The sequence below is a fragment of the Pseudomonas sp. PDM09 genome (assembly GCF_014852305.1).
Taxonomy (GTDB): Bacteria; Pseudomonadota; Gammaproteobacteria; order Pseudomonadales; family Pseudomonadaceae; genus Aquipseudomonas.
Genome location: NZ_JACVBI010000002.1, coordinates 725,071 through 745,448, shown reverse-complemented (window position 1 = coordinate 745,448; position 20,378 = coordinate 725,071). Strand labels below are relative to the sequence as shown.

At 59.9% G+C, this 20,378-nt stretch carries 18 protein-coding genes; 6 read left to right on the top strand and 12 right to left on the bottom strand.

Annotated elements, in window-relative coordinates:
* Positions 1-211: 211 nt before the first annotated feature.
* Together IB250_RS08095 and IB250_RS08090 are read left to right on the top strand one after the other, a co-directional pair.
* Complete coding sequence (locus IB250_RS08095) at positions 212-1,003, top strand: XRE family transcriptional regulator (RefSeq protein ID WP_192343700.1); 792 nt, start codon at positions 212-214, stop codon at positions 1,001-1,003.
* Between the two features lie 352 nt (positions 1,004-1,355).
* Positions 1,356-2,030: a polysaccharide lyase family 7 protein gene (locus IB250_RS08090; protein WP_192343699.1), complete on the top strand. Its 675-nt coding sequence runs from the start codon at positions 1,356-1,358 to the stop codon at positions 2,028-2,030.
* Between the two features lie 67 nt (positions 2,031-2,097).
* On the opposite strand, the gene IB250_RS08085 is transcribed toward IB250_RS08090, so the two are convergent.
* On the bottom strand, positions 2,098-2,343 hold the full coding sequence (locus tag IB250_RS08085; protein ID WP_192343698.1) for a DUF3079 domain-containing protein: 246 nt from the start codon (positions 2,341-2,343) through the stop codon (positions 2,098-2,100).
* Between the two features lie 206 nt (positions 2,344-2,549).
* Here IB250_RS08085 and IB250_RS08080 point away from each other — a divergent pair, with 206 nt between their 5' ends.
* The 4 genes from IB250_RS08080 to IB250_RS08065 are packed head-to-tail and all read left to right on the top strand — an operon-like array spanning position 2,550 to position 5,657.
* Positions 2,550-3,080 carry an iron transporter gene (locus IB250_RS08080; RefSeq protein ID WP_192343697.1) on the top strand — a complete coding sequence of 177 codons (531 nt, stop codon included), beginning with the start codon at positions 2,550-2,552 and terminating at the stop codon, positions 3,078-3,080.
* Complete coding sequence (locus tag IB250_RS08075; protein WP_192343696.1) at positions 3,081-3,413, top strand: cupredoxin domain-containing protein; 333 nt, start codon at positions 3,081-3,083, stop codon at positions 3,411-3,413.
* 22 nt (positions 3,414-3,435) lie between these two features.
* Positions 3,436-4,290 (top strand): FTR1 family iron permease, encoded by an 855-nt coding sequence (locus tag IB250_RS08070; protein ID WP_192343695.1) that lies wholly within the window; start codon positions 3,436-3,438, stop codon positions 4,288-4,290.
* Complete coding sequence (locus tag IB250_RS08065; RefSeq protein ID WP_192343694.1) at positions 4,278-5,657, top strand: 4Fe-4S binding protein; 1,380 nt, start codon at positions 4,278-4,280, stop codon at positions 5,655-5,657. Before IB250_RS08070 ends, IB250_RS08065 begins: the two co-directional genes overlap by 13 nt.
* A gap of 15 nt (positions 5,658-5,672) precedes the next feature.
* Here the strand turns inward: IB250_RS08065 and IB250_RS08060 are convergent, their stop codons facing one another.
* From IB250_RS08060 to IB250_RS08010, 11 genes are all read right to left on the bottom strand, one after another.
* Complete coding sequence (locus tag IB250_RS08060) at positions 5,673-6,368, bottom strand: anaerobic ribonucleoside-triphosphate reductase activating protein (RefSeq protein ID WP_192343693.1); 696 nt, start codon at positions 6,366-6,368, stop codon at positions 5,673-5,675.
* A complete protein-coding gene (gene nrdD, locus IB250_RS28815) occupies positions 6,365-6,532 on the bottom strand; it encodes an anaerobic ribonucleoside-triphosphate reductase (RefSeq protein WP_017338867.1) in 168 nt (55 codons plus the stop codon). The genes IB250_RS08060 and nrdD overlap by 4 nt, the downstream gene beginning before the upstream one ends.
* A gap of 32 nt (positions 6,533-6,564) precedes the next feature.
* Positions 6,565-8,580 (bottom strand): ribonucleoside triphosphate reductase, encoded by a 2,016-nt coding sequence (locus IB250_RS08050; RefSeq protein ID WP_192343692.1) that lies wholly within the window; start codon positions 8,578-8,580, stop codon positions 6,565-6,567.
* Between the two features lie 289 nt (positions 8,581-8,869).
* The gene (gene moaA, locus IB250_RS08045) at positions 8,870-9,862 is read right to left on the bottom strand and encodes a GTP 3',8-cyclase MoaA (protein WP_192343691.1); all 993 of its coding nucleotides are present in this window, start codon (positions 9,860-9,862) and stop codon (positions 8,870-8,872) included.
* 25 nt (positions 9,863-9,887) lie between these two features.
* Complete coding sequence (locus IB250_RS08040) at positions 9,888-10,844, bottom strand: peptidylprolyl isomerase (RefSeq protein WP_192343690.1); 957 nt, start codon at positions 10,842-10,844, stop codon at positions 9,888-9,890.
* A 10-nt stretch (positions 10,845-10,854) separates the two neighbouring features.
* Positions 10,855-11,535: a respiratory nitrate reductase subunit gamma gene (gene narI, locus IB250_RS08035; RefSeq protein WP_192343689.1), complete on the bottom strand. Its 681-nt coding sequence runs from the start codon at positions 11,533-11,535 to the stop codon at positions 10,855-10,857.
* Positions 11,528-12,283 carry a nitrate reductase molybdenum cofactor assembly chaperone gene (narJ, locus tag IB250_RS08030; protein WP_192343688.1) on the bottom strand — a complete coding sequence of 252 codons (756 nt, stop codon included), beginning with the start codon at positions 12,281-12,283 and terminating at the stop codon, positions 11,528-11,530. Before narJ ends, narI begins: the two co-directional genes overlap by 8 nt.
* A gap of 2 nt (positions 12,284-12,285) precedes the next feature.
* Complete coding sequence (gene narH, locus IB250_RS08025; protein ID WP_038982852.1) at positions 12,286-13,824, bottom strand: nitrate reductase subunit beta; 1,539 nt, start codon at positions 13,822-13,824, stop codon at positions 12,286-12,288.
* 1 nt (position 13,825) lies between these two features.
* A complete protein-coding gene (locus IB250_RS08020) occupies positions 13,826-17,599 on the bottom strand; it encodes a nitrate reductase subunit alpha (RefSeq protein ID WP_192343687.1) in 3,774 nt (1,257 codons plus the stop codon).
* Positions 17,600-17,668: 69 nt separating this feature from the next.
* Positions 17,669-19,066 carry a NarK family nitrate/nitrite MFS transporter gene (locus tag IB250_RS08015; RefSeq protein WP_192343686.1) on the bottom strand — a complete coding sequence of 466 codons (1,398 nt, stop codon included), beginning with the start codon at positions 19,064-19,066 and terminating at the stop codon, positions 17,669-17,671.
* Complete coding sequence (locus IB250_RS08010; protein ID WP_192343685.1) at positions 19,044-20,348, bottom strand: MFS transporter; 1,305 nt, start codon at positions 20,346-20,348, stop codon at positions 19,044-19,046. Before IB250_RS08010 ends, IB250_RS08015 begins: the two co-directional genes overlap by 23 nt.
* Positions 20,349-20,378: the final 30 nt, after the last annotated feature.

The following is a 20,378-nucleotide window of genomic DNA, read 5'->3' as shown; positions in this document are numbered from 1 at the left end:
CGAGGTTCTGCGAAACCTGCTTTCTTTCGCCTCCTCGCGGCTATTCCCACTGACAACGGCAGCCCCCCGCTACCGTTGACGGCTACAGGACGCACAAGGAGCGCCCCGAGCAGCCACCTGCCACGTAGAGCAGCAGAATTGCTTTTATCAGTCGAAAACTACCAGCAGCGCTACTTGCAGAAATATCAGTTCTGCTAATACCCTTGTCACCATGAAAACACGCCGCCCCCTTACCCCTGAAGAAGTCGCCGAGAGCTCCAGGCTCAAGGCTATTTATGACCAGCGAAAGTCTGCTGCCAAAGCGGCTGGATCAAATCTCACTCAAGCGGATGTGGCCGAGGCTTGCGGATGGTCTGGCCAAAGCGCCTTCAGTCAGTACGCAACCGGCAAGGTTCCACTGAACGTCGAGGCACTCCTGAAACTGGCAAAAGCCTTGCGCTTCGATGCCAGCGAAGTGAGCCCACGCCTGATGTCGACCGTTGCCAGCGTCCAGCCTTCCGAACGCATCCAGCCCAGCGTATTGATGTCGGACATCGAACCTTGGGATGACGACACGCCCCTGGATGACGATGAAGTCTACGTTCCCTTCCTGCGCGAAGTGGAACTGGCAGCCGGATCAGGCCGTTTCGTGATTGAGGAAAGCGACACTGCCCGGCTGCGCTTTTTCAAGAAGGACCTTCGCCATAACAGCGTTCAGTTCAGCAACGCGAAGTGCGTGGTTGTCAGCGGCAACAGCATGCTGCCAGTGCTGCGTGACGGCGCGACCGTAGGCATCAACGTCGGCAAGAGTTCACTGGGCGATATCGTTGACGGCGACATGTACGCCATCAACCACAACGGTCAGCTACGGGTGAAGCAGGTTTACCGCCTGCCGACGGGCATCCGCCTGCGCAGCTTCAATCGCGACGAGCATCCGGATGAGGACTACACCTTTGCCGAGATTCAGGAACAGCAGATCGTGATCCTGGGCCACGTGTTCTGGTGGGGGATGTTTGCCCGCTGATTGACGTTCACATGCCCGTCAGGCGATGAGGTTGCAGCTAAAAAGCCGAAACATCAAAAACCCGCCAGGTGCGGGTTTTTTTACGCCCCGCCAAAATATTATTAGCAGTGCTATTTACATTAAATATAAGCACTGCTACTTTTATCTCAAGAAATCAAATATCCAATCGCTTGTTAGATCTGACGGCCAGCGAGGTATTGATCCAACTGACTCCATCACCCGGAACGCGAGCCACAACGAAAGCATCACTTCTGCCCATTCACTGAGTGGGCAGTGGGATGTAGGCCTACATCAAAAGCGAAAGGCTCAACGGAGCAAAAGGTGACATCAACATGAATTAAGGAAAATGACCATGACCGTAGACATCAGCAACTACACAATCGCTACACCGCTTCCGATCTCCGAGACCAACCCCATCGCACTTGAGCTCATCGGCTGGCGCGCACTGCTTGAATGTCCGCAAGTCATTTCGATGCTTCCAGATGGCTCGCTGCAAATGACGGCACCGACGCTCGGCGCTTCGAGCAAGAGCACGCACCGGACTCGTTGCGAGTGGAAAGAGCCGGGTTATTGGCTGTTCGCCAGCGCTGCTGACCATTGGAACCGCCAAGAAATGCGCCTGACGAAAGTCAACTCGCTGCAGAAGGTGGTGATCGGCCAGATTCATGTGCAGGGTTCAGAGCGACCACCGGTGAAAGTGTTTTGGAACAAAGGCCGAATCACCATGGGGTTCCGGTCGAGTTATCTTCAAGAAGACCCGGTGAACTCCACGGTTCTGGAAGACGTGCCGCTCGGGGCACTGTTCAAAATCAACATTCACGCCAATTCGAGCGGCGCTGTCTCCGTTTCGGCGAGCTGTAACGGCGTCAAATCGACCTCCGCAATCATGCGCCTCGACAACACCTGGGACACGAAAACGCTGGCCTTCCACGGCGGTGTGTACAACCAGATCGACTACTCCGACACCACCGACCCCGAAGACGGTTCGGTGTGCATCATCAGCGACCTTTCCATCACCCACGCTTGATATAACGCAGCCTGTAGGGGTCAGCGGTGCGGCGATCGACGCACCGCTGCCCCCTACGAAAAGCGGATCAACTCTTCGCGTGCAGCGCATCATCGTGCAATGACTGGAAGTCATCCACCACCTTGTCTGTAGCAATGACCGCATCAAGGCCCCAGTCGCCAGGCACGTGCCAATCCTCTCCAAACATCTCCGCCGGATGCATCGTCCGTTCGGAACCATTGCCGCACGCCAGGGACTTCGCCGGACAATACAGGTCGCATCCCCAACAGATCCGTTCGGGGTGCTTGGGGTTGACGGGGAAATTCTTGGCCATGCCGATCTCCGATCATTGAGTGGCGTTTTTCCAACCTACAGCCCTTGCGCAATGCCAGCCTTGATACATATCAAGAACCGGCATCGAGCCCCCTGCGCAATCCTGAGCCAACCGTTTAATTACTCAAAACTTGATAACAATCATTATTGTTCGCAGCAAAGCTTCCTAGACTCGGGCTCCTACTCATCGGTGTTCAGGAAGCTATTATGCGTACCCCTTTTTCGCTGTCACTCGCCCTGCTCTTGCTCACACCACTGGTTCACGCCAAGGAATACCCGATCGGGGAACCACAGTTGTGTCCCGGGCTGGAAGTCGGGGCGGTGTATTTGCAGCCGATAGAAATGGCACCTGCGGGGATGATGCGCGCCACCGCGGATTCCGACGTCCACCTGGAAGCTGACATTCGCGCCACTGCGGATAATCGACAGGGCTTTCAGGAAGGCAGTTTCGTCCCCTACCTGAACGTCTCTTTCAACCTGAAAAAACACGGCAGCGACCCCGAGATCAAAGGCGATTTCCACGCCATGGTGGCCAATGACGGTCCGCACTATGGCGACAATGTGAAGCTGCTTGGCCCCGGTAAATATCAGCTGACGTTCACCGTCCTGCCACCCGGCGGTCATGGCTCCCTCGGGCGCCATACCGATAAGGAAACCGGTGTAGCGCCCTGGTTCGAACGCTGCGAACTGCACTACGAATTCATCTATGCCGGCATCGGTAAAAAAGGCGGCTATTGAATGAAGCGCCTGCATCTTGCCTGGCTGATTGTGGCCGGAACAGTTGCACCGTTGACGGCCCATGCCGAGTTGCCGAGCTTTGAGCTGAGCCTTCGCGATGGCCACTTCACGCCTGCCTTGCTGGAGGTGCCGGCCGGACAGCGCTTCAAGATCGTTCTGAAGAACGTCGGCCAAGGTCCGGCCGAATTCGAGAGCACGCCGTTGCGGGTTGAAAAAGTCTTGTCGCCGGGGGTGACAACCTTCGTGGTCATTCACCCCCTGAGGCCCGGTCACTACCCCTTTTTTGACGAGTTCAATCCGCAATTGCCCGAGGGCGGCATCCTCGCGAAATAACCTGTTAGCGCACGGAGCTTGCATGAATCAATCAATGTTCATCGTTTGGCGCGAAAGCGTCGAGGCGTTGCTGGTGATCGGTATTCTCCAGGCTTGGGCCAGCCAGCAAGGCCAACGCAATCGTCTGTTCAAATTCCTTTGGGCAGGTGTGGTGCTGGGGTTGATGCTCTCGGGCCTGCTGGCGGTGTTGATTCTGTTTGCCGGTGAGGCCATGAACGGGTCGGCCAGCGAATGGTTCCAGGCCGCACTCGCACTGGTTGCAAGTTTGTTGATGGTGCAGATGGTGGGCTGGATGCATCGCCACGGACGCACCTTCAACCACGATTTGCGACGACACGCCGATAGCCACCTGGCTCGGCAAGGGGGCGCAGGTCTATTACTACTGGCCATGCTCGCGATCAGCCGCGAAGGCAGCGAAACGGTGGTATTTCTCTATGGCGCCGGCGCCCGGTTGCGCGGTCCGCAGCTCGGTTTGTTTGCCGTCGGTGGCGTGTTGGGACTGGTGCTGTCGGCGCTGACCATCACGCTGCTGCACAGCAGTCGCCGATTCATTTCATGGCAGCGATTCTTTGCCATCAGCGAAGTCATCTTGCTCATGCTCGGCGCGGCGTTGCTGGTCAGCGGCACCGAACGAATCGGCGGCCAATTGCTCGCCCTGGATTTGCCGGGCGTGGTTTATAGCCTCGTTGGCGAAGCGCTTTGGGACAGCAGCACGTTGCTGAACGACAGCCACGGATTGGGTGGTTTTCTTGCCGGGTTCGCCGGTTATCGGGCAAGCCCCAGTGGCCTGACCTTGTTGGTGTGGATCGGTTATTGGCTGGCCGTCGGCGGCTGGCTACGGCAACGAACTGCGGAAAACCTGCCATGCCCGACCTGAGCCGGCGCAATCGATGGCTCCAACGCCTGGGCGACGGGATGCGTCGCCGTGCGCCCGTCATCCGTGGGGTGCAGTGGGCTGTTGTAGTGTTTTACGCAGTGCTGTTGGTGACCCCGGCACTGTTGCCGCTGCCAGACAGCCAGGCACGGATACTCGACAACCTGACCTTGCTCGCACAGTTTCTATTCTGGGGGATCTGGTGGCCGTTCGTGTTGCTGTCGATGGTGTTCTTCGGCCGACTCTGGTGTGGCGTTCTGTGCCCGGAAGGCTCGCTCAGCGAATGGGCCAGCCATTACGGTAAAGGCCTGGGTGTGCCGCGCTGGTTGCGCTGGGGCGGCTGGCCAACCTTGGCGTTCTGCCTGACGACCCTCTACGGCCAATTGATCAGCGTCTATGACTACGCCCAGGCCGCGCTGTTGATTCTGGGCGGTTCGACCGTCGCAGCGGTCATCGTCGGGTTGTTGTTCGCCCGGGGCAAGCGGGTCTGGTGCCGTTACCTGTGCCCGGTCAGCGGCGTTTTCGCCCTGCTCGCAAGGTTGGCCCCCGTGCACTTTCAGGTCGATGAACAACGCTGGCTAGAAAATGCCGCACCACGCCTGCCGCCGCCCAACTGCGCTCCCCTGCTCGATATCCGCCGCCTGCAAGGCGCCAGTGATTGCCACGCCTGCGGACGCTGCAGCGGGCAACGCGGTGCCGTTCAACTGATCGCCCGCTCCAGCAATCAGGAGATTCTTCACGCGACAGCGCAGACCCTATCCCCTTGGGATGCACGCTTGCTGCTGTTCGGCGTGATCGGTTTGGCCATGGGCGCATTTCAGTGGACGGTCAGCCCATGGTTTGTCGCCCTCAAACAATCCCTGGCCCAGTGGCTGGTCGAACACAACCAGTTCTGGGCCTTGCAGGATAACGCCCCCTGGTGGCTGCTGACCCATTACCCGCAGCTCAACGACAGCTTCAGCTGGCTCGACGGTTTCAGCATCGTCGCTTACCTGAGTTTGAGTTCGATCGTGCTCGGCACGGCGTTGATGCTGCTTCTGCGTCTGACGGCCCGACTGGCACGGGATCGCACACTGTATTGGCCCCTGGCGATGACACTCACGCCCCTGGGGGGTGCCGGCCTGTTTCTCGGGCTGTCGGCCACCACCGTCAAATTACTGCGTTATGAAGGCCTGCTGCTGGAGTGGGTACAACCGGCCAGGGCCTGTCTGTTATTGGCCGCGATGGGCTGGAGCCTGCTACTGGTTTGGAAACGGCTGAGTCGCGAAGGTCTTTCCCAGGTGCGACGCGGGTCCGCCATCGCTTGCCTGCTCCTGGCCGAAGGCATGGTGGGATTTGGCTGGTGGTTGCAATTCTGGGGCTGGGCTTGAGTTCCCCAGCCCCCGTTATCCCCGCAACACGAAGGCTGGAAACAACTCGCGCATGGCCTCCCACAACTCTGGCAGCAATGCTTGAGCCGAAACGCTCGGCAACAGCGGATCGAACATCCGTTCGGTGCGAACCAGTTGCACGGCAAAGCGTTTGACGCCGAGCGCATTCAAGCGTTTGGCCAGAATCAGCAGACGCGCCGGCTCGAACAGATGCCAATGCACGGTGGTGCGACATTCGTAGTCGACACCGCTGGCCAGCAGATGCTCAAGGCTGCGCCAGTTGGCGGTGCCGCTGCCCTCGACCCGGGTGATGGCCTGGCAATCCTCGGGCAACGCCTTGACATCGAAACCGACCCAATCCGCGCCGGTCAGTGCCTTGGCAAATGCAGCAGGTTTGATGCCCGCGCTGTGCAGTCCGATGCGAAATCCCATCGCCCGCACCTCATCCATGGCGCCGAGCAAACCGTCCTGCAAGGTTGGCTCACCGCCGCTGAACACCACGGCATCAAGCAGGTCCTGGCGACGTTGCAGAAATGCCAACACCCGCCGCCAATCCACTTCCTCACTGCCACGAGGGGGAATCAGCTGCGGGTTATGACAATAACGACAACGCCAGGCGCAACCCTGGCAAAACAGCACGCAGGCGAGCTGTCCCGGATAGTCGATAGTGGTCAGGGGCACCATGCCCCCGACCCGAAGCATTCGACTCATTGGCGTCCGGCCAGTGCCGCGCTTTCAGTGAAGTGCACCCGCTCGCGGTGCTCCGACTGTTTACCCGGATTGAACGCCGACACGGGACGGTGATAGCCCATCACCCGAGTCCAGACTTCGCAGCGTTGACGTTGAGCCTGGGGCAGTGTTTGCGATGCAGTCATGGTGAAGCTCCTTGCGGTTGAGTGGATCGAAATCAATGAACGGCGCCGGCTTTCTGCTCTTGCAGCAGCAGTGCTTCGTCGCATTTGGGGCAGAACTCATGTTCGCCATCGAGGTAGCCGTGCACCGGGCAGATGGAGAAGGTCGGGGTCACGGTCAGGTACGGCAGGCGGAAGCGGCCAAGGGCTTTTCGCACCAGTTGCTTGCAAGCCTCGGTCGAAGAAATTCGCTCGGCCATGTACAGGTGCAAGACCGTGCCGCCGGTGTATTTGCATTGCAGTTCGTCTTGAAGTTCCAGGGCCTCGAAGGGGTCTTCGGTGTAGCCCACGGGCAGTTGCGAGGAGTTGGTGTAATACGGCGCTTGCACGCTGCCAGCCTGGAGGATGTCTGGGTAGCGCTTGAGGTCTTCCTTGGCGAAGCGGTAAGTGGTGCCTTCTGCCGGTGTCGCTTCCAGGTTGTAGAGATGACCGGTTTCCTCCTGGAAACGCAGCAACGTGGCGCGTACATGGTCGAGCATGTTCAGGGCAAACTTGCGGCCCTGTTCGGTGTGCATGCCCTCCTCGTCGCCGCTGAAATTGCGCAGCATTTCATGCAGGCCGTTGAGGCCGATGGTGGAAAAATGGTTGCGCAAGGTGCCCAGGTAACGCTTGGTGTACGGGTACAAACCGGCGTCCATGTGGTGCTGAATGACTTTGCGCTTGACCTCCAGGCTTTCCATCGCCAGCTCCATCAGCGTGTCCAGGCGCTGCAACAAACCACTGGTGTTGCCCTTGAACACATAACCCAGACGGGCGCAGTTGATAGTCACCACGCCAAGCGACCCGGTCTGTTCCGCCGAGCCGAACAAGCCGCCGCCGCGCTTGAGCAACTCCCGCACATCCAGCTGCAACCGGCAGCACATGGAACGCACCTGATTGGGCTGCAGATCCGAATTGAGGAAGTTCTGGAAGTAAGGCAAACCGTAACGCGCGGTCATCTCGAACAAGCGATCAGCGTTTTCACTGTCCCACGGAAAATCATGGGTGATGTTGTAGGTCGGGATCGGAAAGGTGAACACTCTCCCTTTCGCATCGCCAGCCTGCATCACCTCGATGTAGGCGCGGTTGAGCAGGTCCATTTCGACTTGCAGGTCGCCATAGGCAAACGGCATTTCCTCCCCGCCGATGACGGGTATCTGCTCGCGTAAATCCTGCGGGCACACCCAGTCGAAAGTCAGGTTGGTGAACGGCGTCTGGGTGCCCCAACGCGACGGCACGTTGAGGTTGTAGATGAACTCCTGGATCGCCTGGCGCACCTCTTGATAACTCAGCTGGTCCTTGCGCACATAAGGCGCCAGGTAGGTGTCGAACGAACTGAATGCCTGAGCACCGGCCCATTCGTTTTGCAGGGTGCCGAGGAAATTCACCATCTGCCCCAAAGCGCTGCTCAAGTGCTTCGGTGGACCGGCTTCGACACGCCCCGGCACACCATTGAGCCCTTCGTGCAACAGGGTGCGCAGCGACCAGCCGGCGCAGTAACCGGCGAGCATGTCGAGGTCGTGCACATGCAAGTCCGCCTCGCGGTGGGCCTGGCCGATGGCCTCGCTGTACACCTCGTCCAGCCAGTAGTTGGCAGTGACCTTGCCCGACACGTTCAACACCAGCCCGCCCAGTGAGTAGCCCTGATTGGCGTTGGCCTGGACCCGCCAGTCTTCACGGTCCAGGTACTCGTTCATCGAGGTCGCCACTTCGACCATGGTCCGGCGGTCCCGACGCAAACGCCCGTGCTGTTCGCGGTAGACGATGTAGGCCCGCATGGCGAAGAAGAAACCGGCGTCCATCAACACCCGCTCGACACGGTCCTGGATCTGCTCGACATGCAGCCTTGGCAGTCCGTCCAGCCGGGCGAGTACCGCCTGAAGCAAACCTTCAACCTCAACCTCGGTGTACTCCCCCGTAGCCTTGCCGGCGGCGATCAACGCCTGACGGATCTTGTCTGCATCGAAGGCGACCAGACTGCCATCGCGCTTGTGCAAGCGGTTACATCCAACTGAGATCAGCGTGCTCTGCATTTGGCCTCCAAACACTACATATAGACTTAAATAAACTTAAAACCACAACATGCAGTGAAGACTACGGACAAAGGGCTGATCTGCAATTGATCGATATCAAGATTTGGCGGTGAAAAAAACGTCCGATGACGACACAGATTCTGTGGCAAGCGAGGAGCCAATGTGGGAGCGGGCTTGCTCGCGAAGAGGCCATCACATTCAACATCATTGTTGACTGATAGACCGCTTTCGCGAGCAAGCCCGCTCCCACATTTGATCATCTGTGTTCTTACAAACCGTGCAGAGCAGCTCAACCACCACTCATGTTCATGAACCGCACTATCTGCACCTCCCCTTCGGGACTGAAATCGTGGCGCAACGGCTTGCCGCGCAAGGCCTTCTGCACGGCATTGATCACGGGCTGATCATCCAGCGGATAACGCCGCAGCAATCCTCTTAAATCCAGCGCATCGTCCTGCCCCAGACAAAGCAACAGCTTCCCTTCAACCGTCATCCGCACCCGATTACAGCTGCCACAGAAGTTGTGACTATTGGGCGAAATGAAACCGATCCGGGTATCGGGATGGCGTTCCAGGCGCATGTAGCGCGCCGGTCCGCCGCTGTTTTCAGTGCTATCGAGCAACCGATGCTGGCTGGCGATCAGCGCCCGTACCTCGTCACTGGAACAAAACGATTCGCCCCGGGAACGCCCGACGTCGCCCAAGGGCATTTCTTCGATGAAACTGATATCGATGCGCTGATCGATGGCGTATTGCACCAACGCCGGGACTTCATCGAAGTTGCGCCCTTTCATCACCACGCAGTTGAGTTTGATCCGCTCAAACCCCGCGTCCCGCGCCGCTTCGATGCCGTTGAGCACCTGATCGAGATCGCCGATGCGGGTGATCGCACGAAACTTCTGCCCGTCCAGGCTATCGAGGCTGATGTTCATCCGCTTGACCCCCGCCTCCACCAATGGCCGGGCCAGGCGGCTCAGTTGCGAGCCGTTGCTGGTCATGACCAGTTCGCGCAAACCGGGCAGCGCGGCGATGTTGCGGCACAGTTCGACAATGCCCGGACGAATCAGCGGCTCGCCGCCGGTCAGGCGGATTTTGCGTACGCCCAACCCGACGAACAGCGTTGCCAGACGTTGCAACTCTTCCAGCGTGAGCACCTGCTGACGCGGCAGGAAGGTCATGTTTTTCGCCATGCAATACACACAGCGAAAATCACAACGGTCCGTCACCGACATCCGCAGATAATCGATCTGCCGTCCAAAGCCATCCTGCATTACAGCGTTCATCACATCTCCCGGTTTTCCTCGATGCTCACTGCACCAGCGGTGAGTCGGCACCCTGCAAGTGGATGCCGCGAATATCCGCCGCACCGATCAGGGTTTGCAGGTACTGCACCAGCGCTTTTTGCCAGACGCCTTGCTGCAACTGCGTGCGAATCGCCGTCGACACCACTTCATAGGGCAACGGCATACCTTCGATCCGCTGATCGACACTGACCACATGCCAGCCGTAGCGACTTTCCAGCGGTTTGCTGGCCAGGCCCGGCGCCAGGGTGAACAGCTGACGTTCCAGTTCGGGCACGGTCTGGCCCTTGCTGATTTGCCCCAGAGAACCGCCCTGAGCCTTCGACGGGCAGGCCGAATACTTCACGGCCAGCTCGGCGAAACTGCCGGGAAAGTCTTCCAGACGTTGCAGCAGAACTTCCGCCTGATCATGGGCAACGGCGCGTGCCTCAACATCATCCGGCGCACACTCGAGGAGGATGTGCCGAACCGCCAGCAACGGTGCGCTGTGAAAGCGCCCGCGATTGTTTTCGTAGTAACGCAGGCTGGTTTCCTCATCGCACTGCGGTACGTGCACCTCGCGTTCGAGCAACAAGCGCGTGGCCGCTTCTTCTTCGTTCTCGCCAGCACCGATCTCCATCGACACGCCGAGTTCGGCAATGCGCTGCTGCAACAACTCGCGGATCACCAACGCCCGGGCGGCCAGGTACACCGCGTCCTCACGGCTCTCGGCCGGGTGATATTGCAGCTCCTGGGCCATCGCTTCCGGTGTGATCGAGACCTCGTTGACGCTGATGATCGGCCACTCCTGTTCGCTGCTGGCGATCAACTGCGCCGGGGCGTCATCGGCAGCTGCCGGCTCAACCGGGAGAGCTTCAAACTGCGCCTGTGCGAGCGGCGCGATATCGAGAACGTCCTCGGCTTTTTTGGAAGACCCGCAGCCACCGCTGCCGCCGTTACCACCACATCCACATCCACCTGACATGATTGTCTCCTCAGTACTTCTGACGAACGATTTGATAACGACGCCCCAGGTACCAGATCGGTGCGCTGATCATGTGTACGAGACGGGTGAAGGGGAACAGCACAAACAGGGTCAAACCGAGAAACACGTGCAGCTTGTAGGTCAGCCCGACCGGCGCGATGGCCGCCGCCGCTTCCATCGGCCGCAACAGCACAGTGTTCTGCGCCCAATCGGCGAGCATCACCATCACCGAGCCGTCCATATGCGCGGTGGACGCCGCAATCGTCAGCAGCCCCAGCAGCAACTGCGCCAGCAGCACCAGCAGAATCAGGATGTCCGAAGGGCTGGAGGTGGCACGTACCCGAGGATCGGTGAGCCGCCGATTGACCAGCATCAGCAAGCCGATCAAGCACAGCAGGCCAAAGAACCCGCCGGACACCATCGCCAGCAACTGCTTGTTCTCAGTGCTGATGACATGGTGATAAACCGACGCTGGCGTCAGCAGGCCGACGAAGTGCCCGGCCAGCACGAACAACACACCGACGTGAAAGAGGTTGCTCGCCACGCGCATCCCGCGCTGGTTGAGCATCTGGCTCGAACCTGCCTTCCAGCTGTATTGCGACAGGTCGAAGCGTGCCCAACTGCCGATCAGGCAAATGGCCAAAGCGACGTAGGGATAGATCCCGAATAACAACAGATTCCATTTAGACATTACCGACCTCCTTGGCTGGCGCGGCGGCCAACCCTTCATGCTGAAAATCCACCCAGTGCAACGGCACCGCGCTTTCTTCCCGAGCCTTGCCCGGTGCGCTTGGCAGTCCACTGCAACGGTCCTGCTGTTCGGCCTGGAGGAAGTCCACGGCCTCCTCTTCCCAGATCTTGTCGAGGGCTTCGAGGGAGTCGTCGCGCGGTTCCGCCGCCACCTGCGCCCGCAGATCGGCCACCGCCTGATGCGGTTCGGCCCCGGCGATTTGCAGCAGCGCCCGGAAGCAGCTGGCATAGGCGCTTTCGCGCTCTTCCAGACGTGCGGCGAGCAAGGCCAGCAAGTGCGAAACATCCGCCAGGCCCTCGCGGGCCTCGATGTCTTCGCGGGTGGAGAGGAACTCCAGGTACAGCGGGATATAGTCCGGCAGCTCTTTGACGCCGATGGCAAAACCGGCTTCTTCGTATTGCGCCATCATGTCGACCATCGCCTGGCCACGGTCGCGGGACTCGCCATGCACATGTTCAAACAACAGCAACGACAGCGAACGACCCCGGCCGAACAGCGCACCGTAGTGCTCCTGCCCATCCATCAGGTCATTGGCGCAGATCAGTTCGAGCAATTCGAACAACGCGCCGCGCTGTTTAGGGCTGATTTCCCGTGACTGGATGATCGCTTTCTCCAGTTCGTCGCGACCGCCAATCAGCGTCTCGGTCGGGTAATCGAGCAGCAGCGAAATCACTTTGAGAATTTGCATGCTCATTCCTCCCACAACTGGACGGTTTTCAGGATGTCGCGGCGGTTGGCTTTCTTCGCACCGAACATGTTGGTGTCGGAGCTACCGCTGCAGCCGCTGCCGAAACTGAAGCCGCAACCGGAGCGTTCGGCAAAGGCGTCACTCATGGCGTCTTCACGGTGCGCGCTCGGTACCACAAAGCGGTCTTCATAGTTGGCGATCGCCAGGTAGCGATACATCTCCTCGACCTGGGCCACACTCAGGCCGACGTCCTTCAGTACTTGCAGGTCCTGAACGCCATCGACTTGCTCGGAACGTTTGTAGGCGCGCATCGCCAGCAAGCGTTTAAGCGCACGCTTGACCGGTTTTTCATCGCCCGCCGTCAGCAGGTTGGCCAGGTACTTCAGTGGAATACGCAGGCTGTCGACATCAGGGATCACCCCGTTCATACCGACGGTGCCGGCAGTGGCGGCGTTCTGGATCGGCGACAGCGGCGGCACGTACCAAACCATCGGCAAGGTGCGGTATTCCGGGTGCAGCGGCAGTGCGAGTTTCCAGTCCACGGCCATTTTGTAGACCGGCGAACGTTGCGCCGAGTCGATCACCGACTGCGGTACGCCATCGGCCAGGGCCTGACGAATCACTGCCGGGTCATTCGGATCGAGGAAGATCTCCAGTTGTTTCTCGTACAGATCCTGCTCATTGGCGGTGCTCGCCACTTCGCTGATGCGGTCGGCGTCATACAGCAGCACGCCGAGGTAACGGATGCGTCCGACACAGGTTTCGGCGCAAACGGTCGGCATCCCGGCTTCGATCCGCGGGTAGCAGAAGATGCACTTCTCGGACTTGCCGCTCTTCCAGTTGAAGTAGATTTTCTTGTACGGGCAGCCGCTGATGCACATCCGCCAGCCACGGCATTTCTCCTGGTCGATCAGGACAATCCCGTCTTCTTCACGCTTGTAGATCGCCCCGCTCGGGCACGACGCCGCGCACGTCGGGTTGAGGCAGTGCTCGCACAGGCGCGGCAAATACATCATGAAAGTGTTTTCGTATTCGCCGTAAATGTCCGCCTGGATCTTGTCGAAGTTCTTGTCCTTGCGACGCTTGGCGAATTCGGTGCCGAGGATCTCTTCCCAGTTCGGGCCCCATTCGATTTTTTCCATGCGCTTGCCGGAGATCAGCGAGCGCGGACGTGCAGTGGGCTGATGCTCGCCCAGCGGCGCGGTGTGCAGGTGCTGGTAATCGAAGTCGAACGGTTCGTAGTAATCGTCGAGGCTCGGCAGGTCCGGGTTGGCGAAAATGTTCGCCAACACGCGGAATTTACCGCCGATGCGCGGGTTGATCGTGCCGTTGGCGTTGCGGATCCAGCCGCCCTTCCACTTGTCCTGGTTTTCCCATTCTTTCGGGTAGCCGATCCCGGGTTTCGATTCGACGTTGTTGAACCAGGCGTATTCCATGCCTTCGCGGCTGGTCCAGACGTTTTTGCAGGTGATCGAACAGGTGTGGCAACCGATGCACTTGTCCAGGTTCAGAACCATGCCGATTTGTGAGCGAATCTTCATCTCAGTTCTCCTCGATATCGGTCGGCAGCGGACGTGGCAGGTCATCGCCACTTGAACCATCGAGCCAGTCGACTTTGGACATTTTGCGCACCACGACGAATTCGTCGCGGTTGCAACCGACCGTGCCGTAATAGTTGAAACCGTAGGCTTGCTGGGCATAGCCGCCGATCATGTGGGTCGGCTTGAGCACTACCCGGGTGACAGAGTTGTGGTGGCCGCCACGGGTCTTGGTGGTTTCCGAACCGGGCACGTTCACGATCCGTTCCTGTGCGTGGTACATCATCACCATGCCGTCCTTGACGCGCTGGCTGACCACCGCCCGGGCGGTCAGTGCACCGTTGACGTTGAAGCATTCGATCCAGTCGTTGTCCTCGATGCCGGCGCTTTTCGCGTCGTTCTCCGAGAGCCAGACAATCGGCCCGCCACGGCTGAGGGTGAGCATCAGCAGATTGTCGCTGTAGGTGCTGTGGATGCCCCACTTCTGGTGCGGGGTGATCCAGTTCAGGACGATTTCCTTGTGGCCGTTACTGCGCTTGCCTTTCACCCCTTCGATGGTGCGGGTGTTGACGGGCGGGCGATAACTCATCAGTTGCTCGCCGAACGCCTGCATCCACGGGTGATCCTGGTAGAACTGCTGGCGACCGGTGATGGTGCGCCATGGGATCCCTTCGTGAACGTTGGTGTAACCGGCGTTGTAGCTGACGTGATCGTCTTCGAGTCCCGACCAGGTCGGGCTGGAAATGATCTTGCGCGGCTGCGCCTGAATGTCGCGAAAACGAATCGCCTCGTGTTCCTTGGACAGCGCTAGGTGGCTGTGGTCGATGCCGGTGAATTCCGACAACGCCGCCCATGCCTTGACGGCGACATGGCCGTTGGTTTCCGGCGCCAGGGACAGAATCACTTCGGCGGCATCGATCGCCGTGTCGATTTTCGGACGGCCGTGACTGATACCGGCATCGCCTTCTTTGTGATTGAGTTCACCGAGAAATTTCACTTCGGCGTCGGTGTTCCAGTTGATGCCCTTGCCACCGTTGCCGTGTTTTTCCAGCAATGGCCCAAGCGACGAGAACTGTTTGTAGATGTTCGGGTAGTCACGCTCCACCACGTGCAGGTTCGGCGCGTTCTTGCCCGGCTCCGGAGCCACACCGGCGCTTTTCCAGTCGGTGCCGCCAAACGGTTGGGCCAGTTCGCCGACGCTGTCGTGCATCAACGGGATGGTCACCAGGTCCTTTTCAACGCCCAGATGCCCGACCGCCATGCTGGAAAACGCCTTGGCAATGCCTTTGTAGATTTCCCAGTCGGAACGCGATTCCCACGCCGGGTCGATGGCGGCCGACAACGGGTGAATGAACGGGTGCATGTCCGAGGTGTTCATGTCGTCTTTTTCGTACCAGGTCGCGGTCGGCAAGACGATGTCGGAATAGACGCAGGTCGAAGACATGCGGAAGTCCAGTGTGGTAACCAGATCGAGCTTGCCGATGGCGCCCTCGTCCACCCATTCGGCTTCTTCGGGTTTGCAATCGCCGACCTGGCCGATGTCTTCGTTCATCACCCCGTTTTTGGTGCCCAGCAGGTACTTGAGCATGTACTCGTGGCCCTTGCCCGAGGAGCCCAGCAGGTTGGAACGCCAAATGAACATGTTGCGCGGGAAGTTGACCGGGCTGTCCGGCTGTTCGCAGGAGAAGCGCAGCGAACCGTCCTGCAGCGACTTGACCACGTAGTCTTTCGGCTCCATGCCGGCCGCCGCGGCGTCGCGGCAAATGTGCAAAGGGTTAGTGTTGAGTTGCGGCGCGCTGGGCAACCAGCCGGCGCGTTCGGCGCGGATGTTGTAGTCCAGGGCATGCTCAGGGAATTGCGATTTGTCGGCCAGCGGCGAGAGCACGTCGTGCATGCTCATCTTCTCGTGGCGCCACTGCGAACTGTGGGCGTAGAAGAAGCTGGTGCCGTTCATTTGGCGAGGCGGACGGTTCCAGTCCAGGCCGAACGCCAGGGGCAGCCAGCCGCATTGCGGACGGAGTTTTTCCTGACCGACGTAGTGCGCCCAACCGCCACCGGTCTGGCCGACACACCCGCAGAGCATGAGCATGTTGATCAGCCCGCGGTAGTTCATGTCCATGTGGTACCAGTGGTTCATCGCCGCGCCGACGATGATCATCGAACGGCCCTTGGTCTTGTCGGCGTTGTCGGCGAACTCACGGGCGATCTGGATCGCTTTCTCACGGCTGACGCCGGTGATCTGCTCTTGCCACGCCGGGGTGCCGGGCACCGAGGCGTCGTTGTAATCCTTGGCCACGTTAGCGCCGCCGAGGCCGCGATCAATGGCCAGGTTGGCGGCCGACAGATCGAACACGGTGGCGACTTTGGCTACGCTGCCGTCCGCCAGCACCACGTTATGCACCGGCACGCGGCGGTATTGCACGGCATCGCCGGCCACGTGCTGGAAGTGCTCGTGGGACTCGCCGGCAAAATACGGGAACGCCACTTCGGCGACGTCATCGCCGATCAGGCTCAGCTTCAGATCGATCTCACGGCCTTCGCCACCTTCACGGGGCAGGATGTTCCACTTGCCCTTCTCGCCCCAGCGATAACCGATGGAGCCCTGAGGGGACACCAGTTCGCCGCTGACATCCAGCGCGATGGTTTTCCATTCCGGGTTGTTTTCCTGGCCGAGGTTGTCGGTCAGGTCGCTGGCGCGCAGGAAGCGGTCCGGCTGGTAACCGGCGCCCGGTGCCTTGTCGACCATTTGTTTGAGCAGCACCAGCACCGGCAAATCAGTGAAGCGCTTGGCGTAGTCAGTGAAATAGGCGCTCGGTTTGTCCAGGTGGAATTCTTTGAAGATCACATGGTTGAACGCCTGCGCCAGCGCCGCATCGGTGCCTTGTTTAGGGTTCAGCCACAGGTCGGTAAGCTTGGCGACTTCCGAGTAGTCCGGAGTGATCGCGACGGTCTTGGTGCCCTTGTAGCGGACTTCGGTGAAGAAGTGCGCGTCCGGGGTGCGGGTCTGCGGGACGTTGGAGCCCCAGGCAATGATGTAGTTGGAGTTGTACCAGTCGGCCGATTCCGGCACGTCGGTCTGCTCGCCCCAGACCATCGGCGAGGCCGGTGGCAAGTCGCAGTACCAGTCGTAGAAACTCAGGCAGGCACCGCCGATCAGCGACAGGTAACGCGAGCCTGCGGCGTAGCTGACCATCGACATGGCAGGGATCGGCGAGAAGCCGACGATCCGGTCCGGGCCGTATTGCTTGATGGTGTAGACGTTGGCCGCCGCGATGATCTCGTTGACTTCTTCCCAGTTGGAACGAATGAAGCCACCCATGCCGCGCTTGCTTTTATAGGAGTCAGCCTTGGCCTTGTCCTCGACGATGCTGGCCCAGGCTTCCACCGGCGCCATGGTCTGCCGCGCATCGCGCCAGAGCTTGAGCAACGGCTTGCGGATTTTCGGGTACTTGAGCCGGTTGGCGCTGTAGATGTACCAGCTGTAACTGGCACCACGGGGGCAGCCACGGGGCTCATGGTTCGGCAGGTCGTTACGGGTACGCGGGTAGTCGGTCTGCTGGGTTTCCCAGGTGATCAGGCCGTTCTTGACGTAGATTTTCCACGAGCAGGAGCCGGTGCAGTTCACCCCGTGGGTGGAGCGCACGATCTTGTCGTACTGCCAGCGCGAACGGTAGACGTTCTCCCAGTCGCGAGACTCTTTGCGGGTCTCTCCATGACCGTCGGAAAACTCGTTTTGCTTACGGTTGAAAAACCGCAATTGATCCAGTAAATGACTCACGGTGTAGTCCTCTCAGGCTTTGTCGCGGGGTCTGTGCCCCGCCCACGCAATGGTTGGATTCGGGTCGTCTCAGCAGGGTGTTGCGGCGCCTTTGCGCGCGTACCACCACCAGGTCACCACGATGCAGCTCAGGTAAAAGCCGACGAACATGTAGAAGGCCATCTCCGGGCCGCCGGTCAGGGCCATCGAAGAGCCGAAGGATTTGGGAATGAAGAACGCACCGAAGGCGCCCATGGCCGAACTGAAGCCCAGGACCGCAGCTGACTCTTTGCCGGCATTCTTCAGCGCTTGTTCGCGCACTGCCGGTGGTTTTCCGGCCGAGGCTTTTTCATGCTGGGTGCGGAAGATCACCGGGATCATCCGGAAGGTGGAGCCGTTGCCGACGCCAGTGGTGATGAACAGCAGCATGAACAGGCCGAGGAAGCCGTAGAAGTTGCCGCCGGTACCGTTCTGCGGCAAAAAGTGCAGCACCCCGAAGACCATCACGATCATCAGCACGAAGTTCCACAAGGTCACTTTTGCGCCACCGAGCTTGTCCGCCAGCCATCCGCCCAATGGGCGTACCAGTGCACCGACCAACGGGCCGAGGAAGGCGAATTTCAAGGCGATGACATCAGGAAAGGAGGTTTTGATCAGCAGCGGAAACGCGGCGGAGAAACCGATGAACGAACCGAAGGTCGCCAGGTACAACCAGCACATCAACCAGTTGTGCTTGCGTTTGAAGATCACCGCCTGTTCGCTGAACGAAGCGCGAGCACTGGACAGGTCATTCATGCCGAACCAGGCCAGCACCGTCACCAGGACAATAAAAGGCACCCAGATGAACCCGGCGTTCTGCAGCCACAACTGGCCACCATCCGGCAGTGCTTGCGGCGAGCCGCCCATGAAGCCGAACACACCGAAGGTAATCACCAGCGGTACACAGAACTGCATCACCGAGACGCCCAGGTTACCCAGCCCGGCGTTGAGGCCGAGGGCTGTGCCCTGCTGCGACTTGGGATAGAAGAAGCTGATGTTGGACATGCTCGAGGCAAAGTTGCCGCCACCGAAACCGCAGAGCAAGGCAATCAACACGAACACGCTGTAGGAGGTGCTCGGGTCCTGCACGGCGAAGCCCATCCAGATCGACGGCAACAACAGCGACGCGGTGCTCAGGGCGGTCCAGCGACGGCCGCCGAAGATCGGCACCATAAAGGAATAGAAGACGCGCAAGGTCGCACCGGACAGCCCCGGCAACGCCGCCAGCCAGAACAGCTGGTCAGTGGTGAAGGTGAAGCCGATGGCGTTCAAACGCACGATCACCGTGCTCCAGACCATCCACACCGCGAAGGCCAACAACAGCGCAGGAATGGAAATCCACAAGTTGCGCGTGGCGGTCTGTTTGCCGCTACTTCCCCAGAACGCGGGGTCCTCGGGGCGCCAGTCATGGATGACCGGGCCTTTGTCAGGCTTTTGCAGAACGGACATGTTCTTCTCCTAGGGCAATGCTGGAAATCGGGGACGGGGTCAGCAGCGGCGCCTTACCCAGCACCGGGCTTTTGCGTATTTCGCTGAAGTACATCCAGGTGAGGGAGACCCAGACCACGCCGTACATCAACATGAAGCAGGAAGAGCGCACGCCGGTGAGGTCCACCAGGGCGCCGAACAGGATCGGCAGCACGAAGCCACCCAGGCCACCGGCGAGGCCGACGATGCCGGACACCGCGCCCATGTTTTTCGGGTAGTCATTGGCGATGTATTTGAAAACCGAGGCCTTGCCGAACGCGAAGGCGATGCCCATGACGAACAGCAGCACGGTGAACAGCGCGGGGCTCAGGCCGATGTGGAAATCCACCGGGCCGTCGATGGTCTGCACTTGCAGTTGGGTCTGGGGATACGAGAGCAGGAACAGGCAGATCCAGCTGACCCACAACACCCACCAGGTCACGCTTTGCGCCCCCCAGCGATCTGACATCCAGCCGCCGACGGCGCGCAGCACGCCACCGGGCAGGGAAAAACAGGCCGCCAGCAGCGCCGCGCTTTGCAGGCTGAAACCGTATTCCTGCACGTAGTACTTGGTCATCCATAGGGCCAGGGCGACGTAGCCACCGAAGACGATCGAGTAGTACTGGCAGTAGCGCCACACCGCAGGGTCCTTCAGCGAGCGCAGCTGCTCACGCAAGGTGGCGCCGGATGCACTGTGGTGGTCCTTGTTCTCAGCACTGAGGAACCAGAACAGCAGCGCGGTAATAAAGAGGATCGCGCTGAAGACTTTCGGCACCAGTTGCCAGCTGCCGGCAGCGATCAATGCCGGGGCGAGAAACTTGGTCACCGCAGCCCCGGCGTTACCGGCGCCGAAGATGCCCATGGCGAAGCCCTGGTTGTCCTTGTCGAACCATTTGGCGACGTAGGCAATCCCGACCGAGAACGAGCCGCCGGCCAGGCCGACGAACAAACCCAGCACCAGGAACTGCCAGTAGGCAGTCGCGTGGCTGATCAGGTACAGCGGCGCGACGCAGCTCAGCATCAGCAGGAAGAACACGCTGCGCCCGCCAAAACGGTCGGTCAGCAAACCCAGCGGCAAACGCACCAGCGAGCCGGTCAGCACCGGGGTCGCGGCCAGCAGGCCGAACTGGGTTTCGTTGAGCTGGAGAAGGTCCTTGATCGGCACCCCGAGCACGGCAAACATCATCCAGACCATAAAGCACACAGTGAAGGCCAGCGTGCTCATGCCCAGCACCAAGCCTTGTCGTACACGCGGTGGGTTCACAATGCTCTCCAGTCAGTCAGCCATGGCGGC

Bases quoted from the DNA above. Each gene is read 5' to 3' on its own strand.
- IB250_RS08070 (WP_192343695.1), top strand. From the start codon at position 3,436: ATGAATCAATCAATGTTCATCGTTTGGCGCGAAAGCGTCGAGGCGTTG.
- IB250_RS08090 (WP_192343699.1), top strand. From the start codon at position 1,356: ATGACCGTAGACATCAGCAACTACACAATCGCTACACCGCTTCCGATC.
- IB250_RS08080 (WP_192343697.1), top strand. From the start codon at position 2,550: ATGCGTACCCCTTTTTCGCTGTCACTCGCCCTGCTCTTGCTCACACCA.
- moaA (WP_192343691.1), bottom strand. From the start codon at position 9,862: ATGAACGCTGTAATGCAGGATGGCTTTGGACGGCAGATCGATTATCTG.
- narH (WP_038982852.1), bottom strand. From the start codon at position 13,824: ATGAAGATTCGCTCACAAATCGGCATGGTTCTGAACCTGGACAAGTGC.
- IB250_RS08065 (WP_192343694.1), top strand. From the start codon at position 4,278: ATGCCCGACCTGAGCCGGCGCAATCGATGGCTCCAACGCCTGGGCGAC.
- IB250_RS08015 (WP_192343686.1), bottom strand. From the start codon at position 19,066: ATGTCCGTTCTGCAAAAGCCTGACAAAGGCCCGGTCATCCATGACTGG.
- IB250_RS08085 (WP_192343698.1), bottom strand. From the start codon at position 2,343: ATGGCCAAGAATTTCCCCGTCAACCCCAAGCACCCCGAACGGATCTGT.
- IB250_RS08095 (WP_192343700.1), top strand. From the start codon at position 212: ATGAAAACACGCCGCCCCCTTACCCCTGAAGAAGTCGCCGAGAGCTCC.
- narI (WP_192343689.1), bottom strand. From the start codon at position 11,535: ATGTCTAAATGGAATCTGTTGTTATTCGGGATCTATCCCTACGTCGCT.
- nrdD (WP_017338867.1), bottom strand. From the start codon at position 6,532: ATGACTGCATCGCAAACACTGCCCCAGGCTCAACGTCAACGCTGCGAA.
- IB250_RS08075 (WP_192343696.1), top strand. From the start codon at position 3,081: ATGAAGCGCCTGCATCTTGCCTGGCTGATTGTGGCCGGAACAGTTGCA.
- IB250_RS08050 (WP_192343692.1), bottom strand. From the start codon at position 8,580: ATGCAGAGCACGCTGATCTCAGTTGGATGTAACCGCTTGCACAAGCGC.
- IB250_RS08040 (WP_192343690.1), bottom strand. From the start codon at position 10,844: ATGTCAGGTGGATGTGGATGTGGTGGTAACGGCGGCAGCGGTGGCTGC.
- narJ (WP_192343688.1), bottom strand. From the start codon at position 12,283: ATGCAAATTCTCAAAGTGATTTCGCTGCTGCTCGATTACCCGACCGAG.
- IB250_RS08060 (WP_192343693.1), bottom strand. From the start codon at position 6,368: ATGAGTCGAATGCTTCGGGTCGGGGGCATGGTGCCCCTGACCACTATC.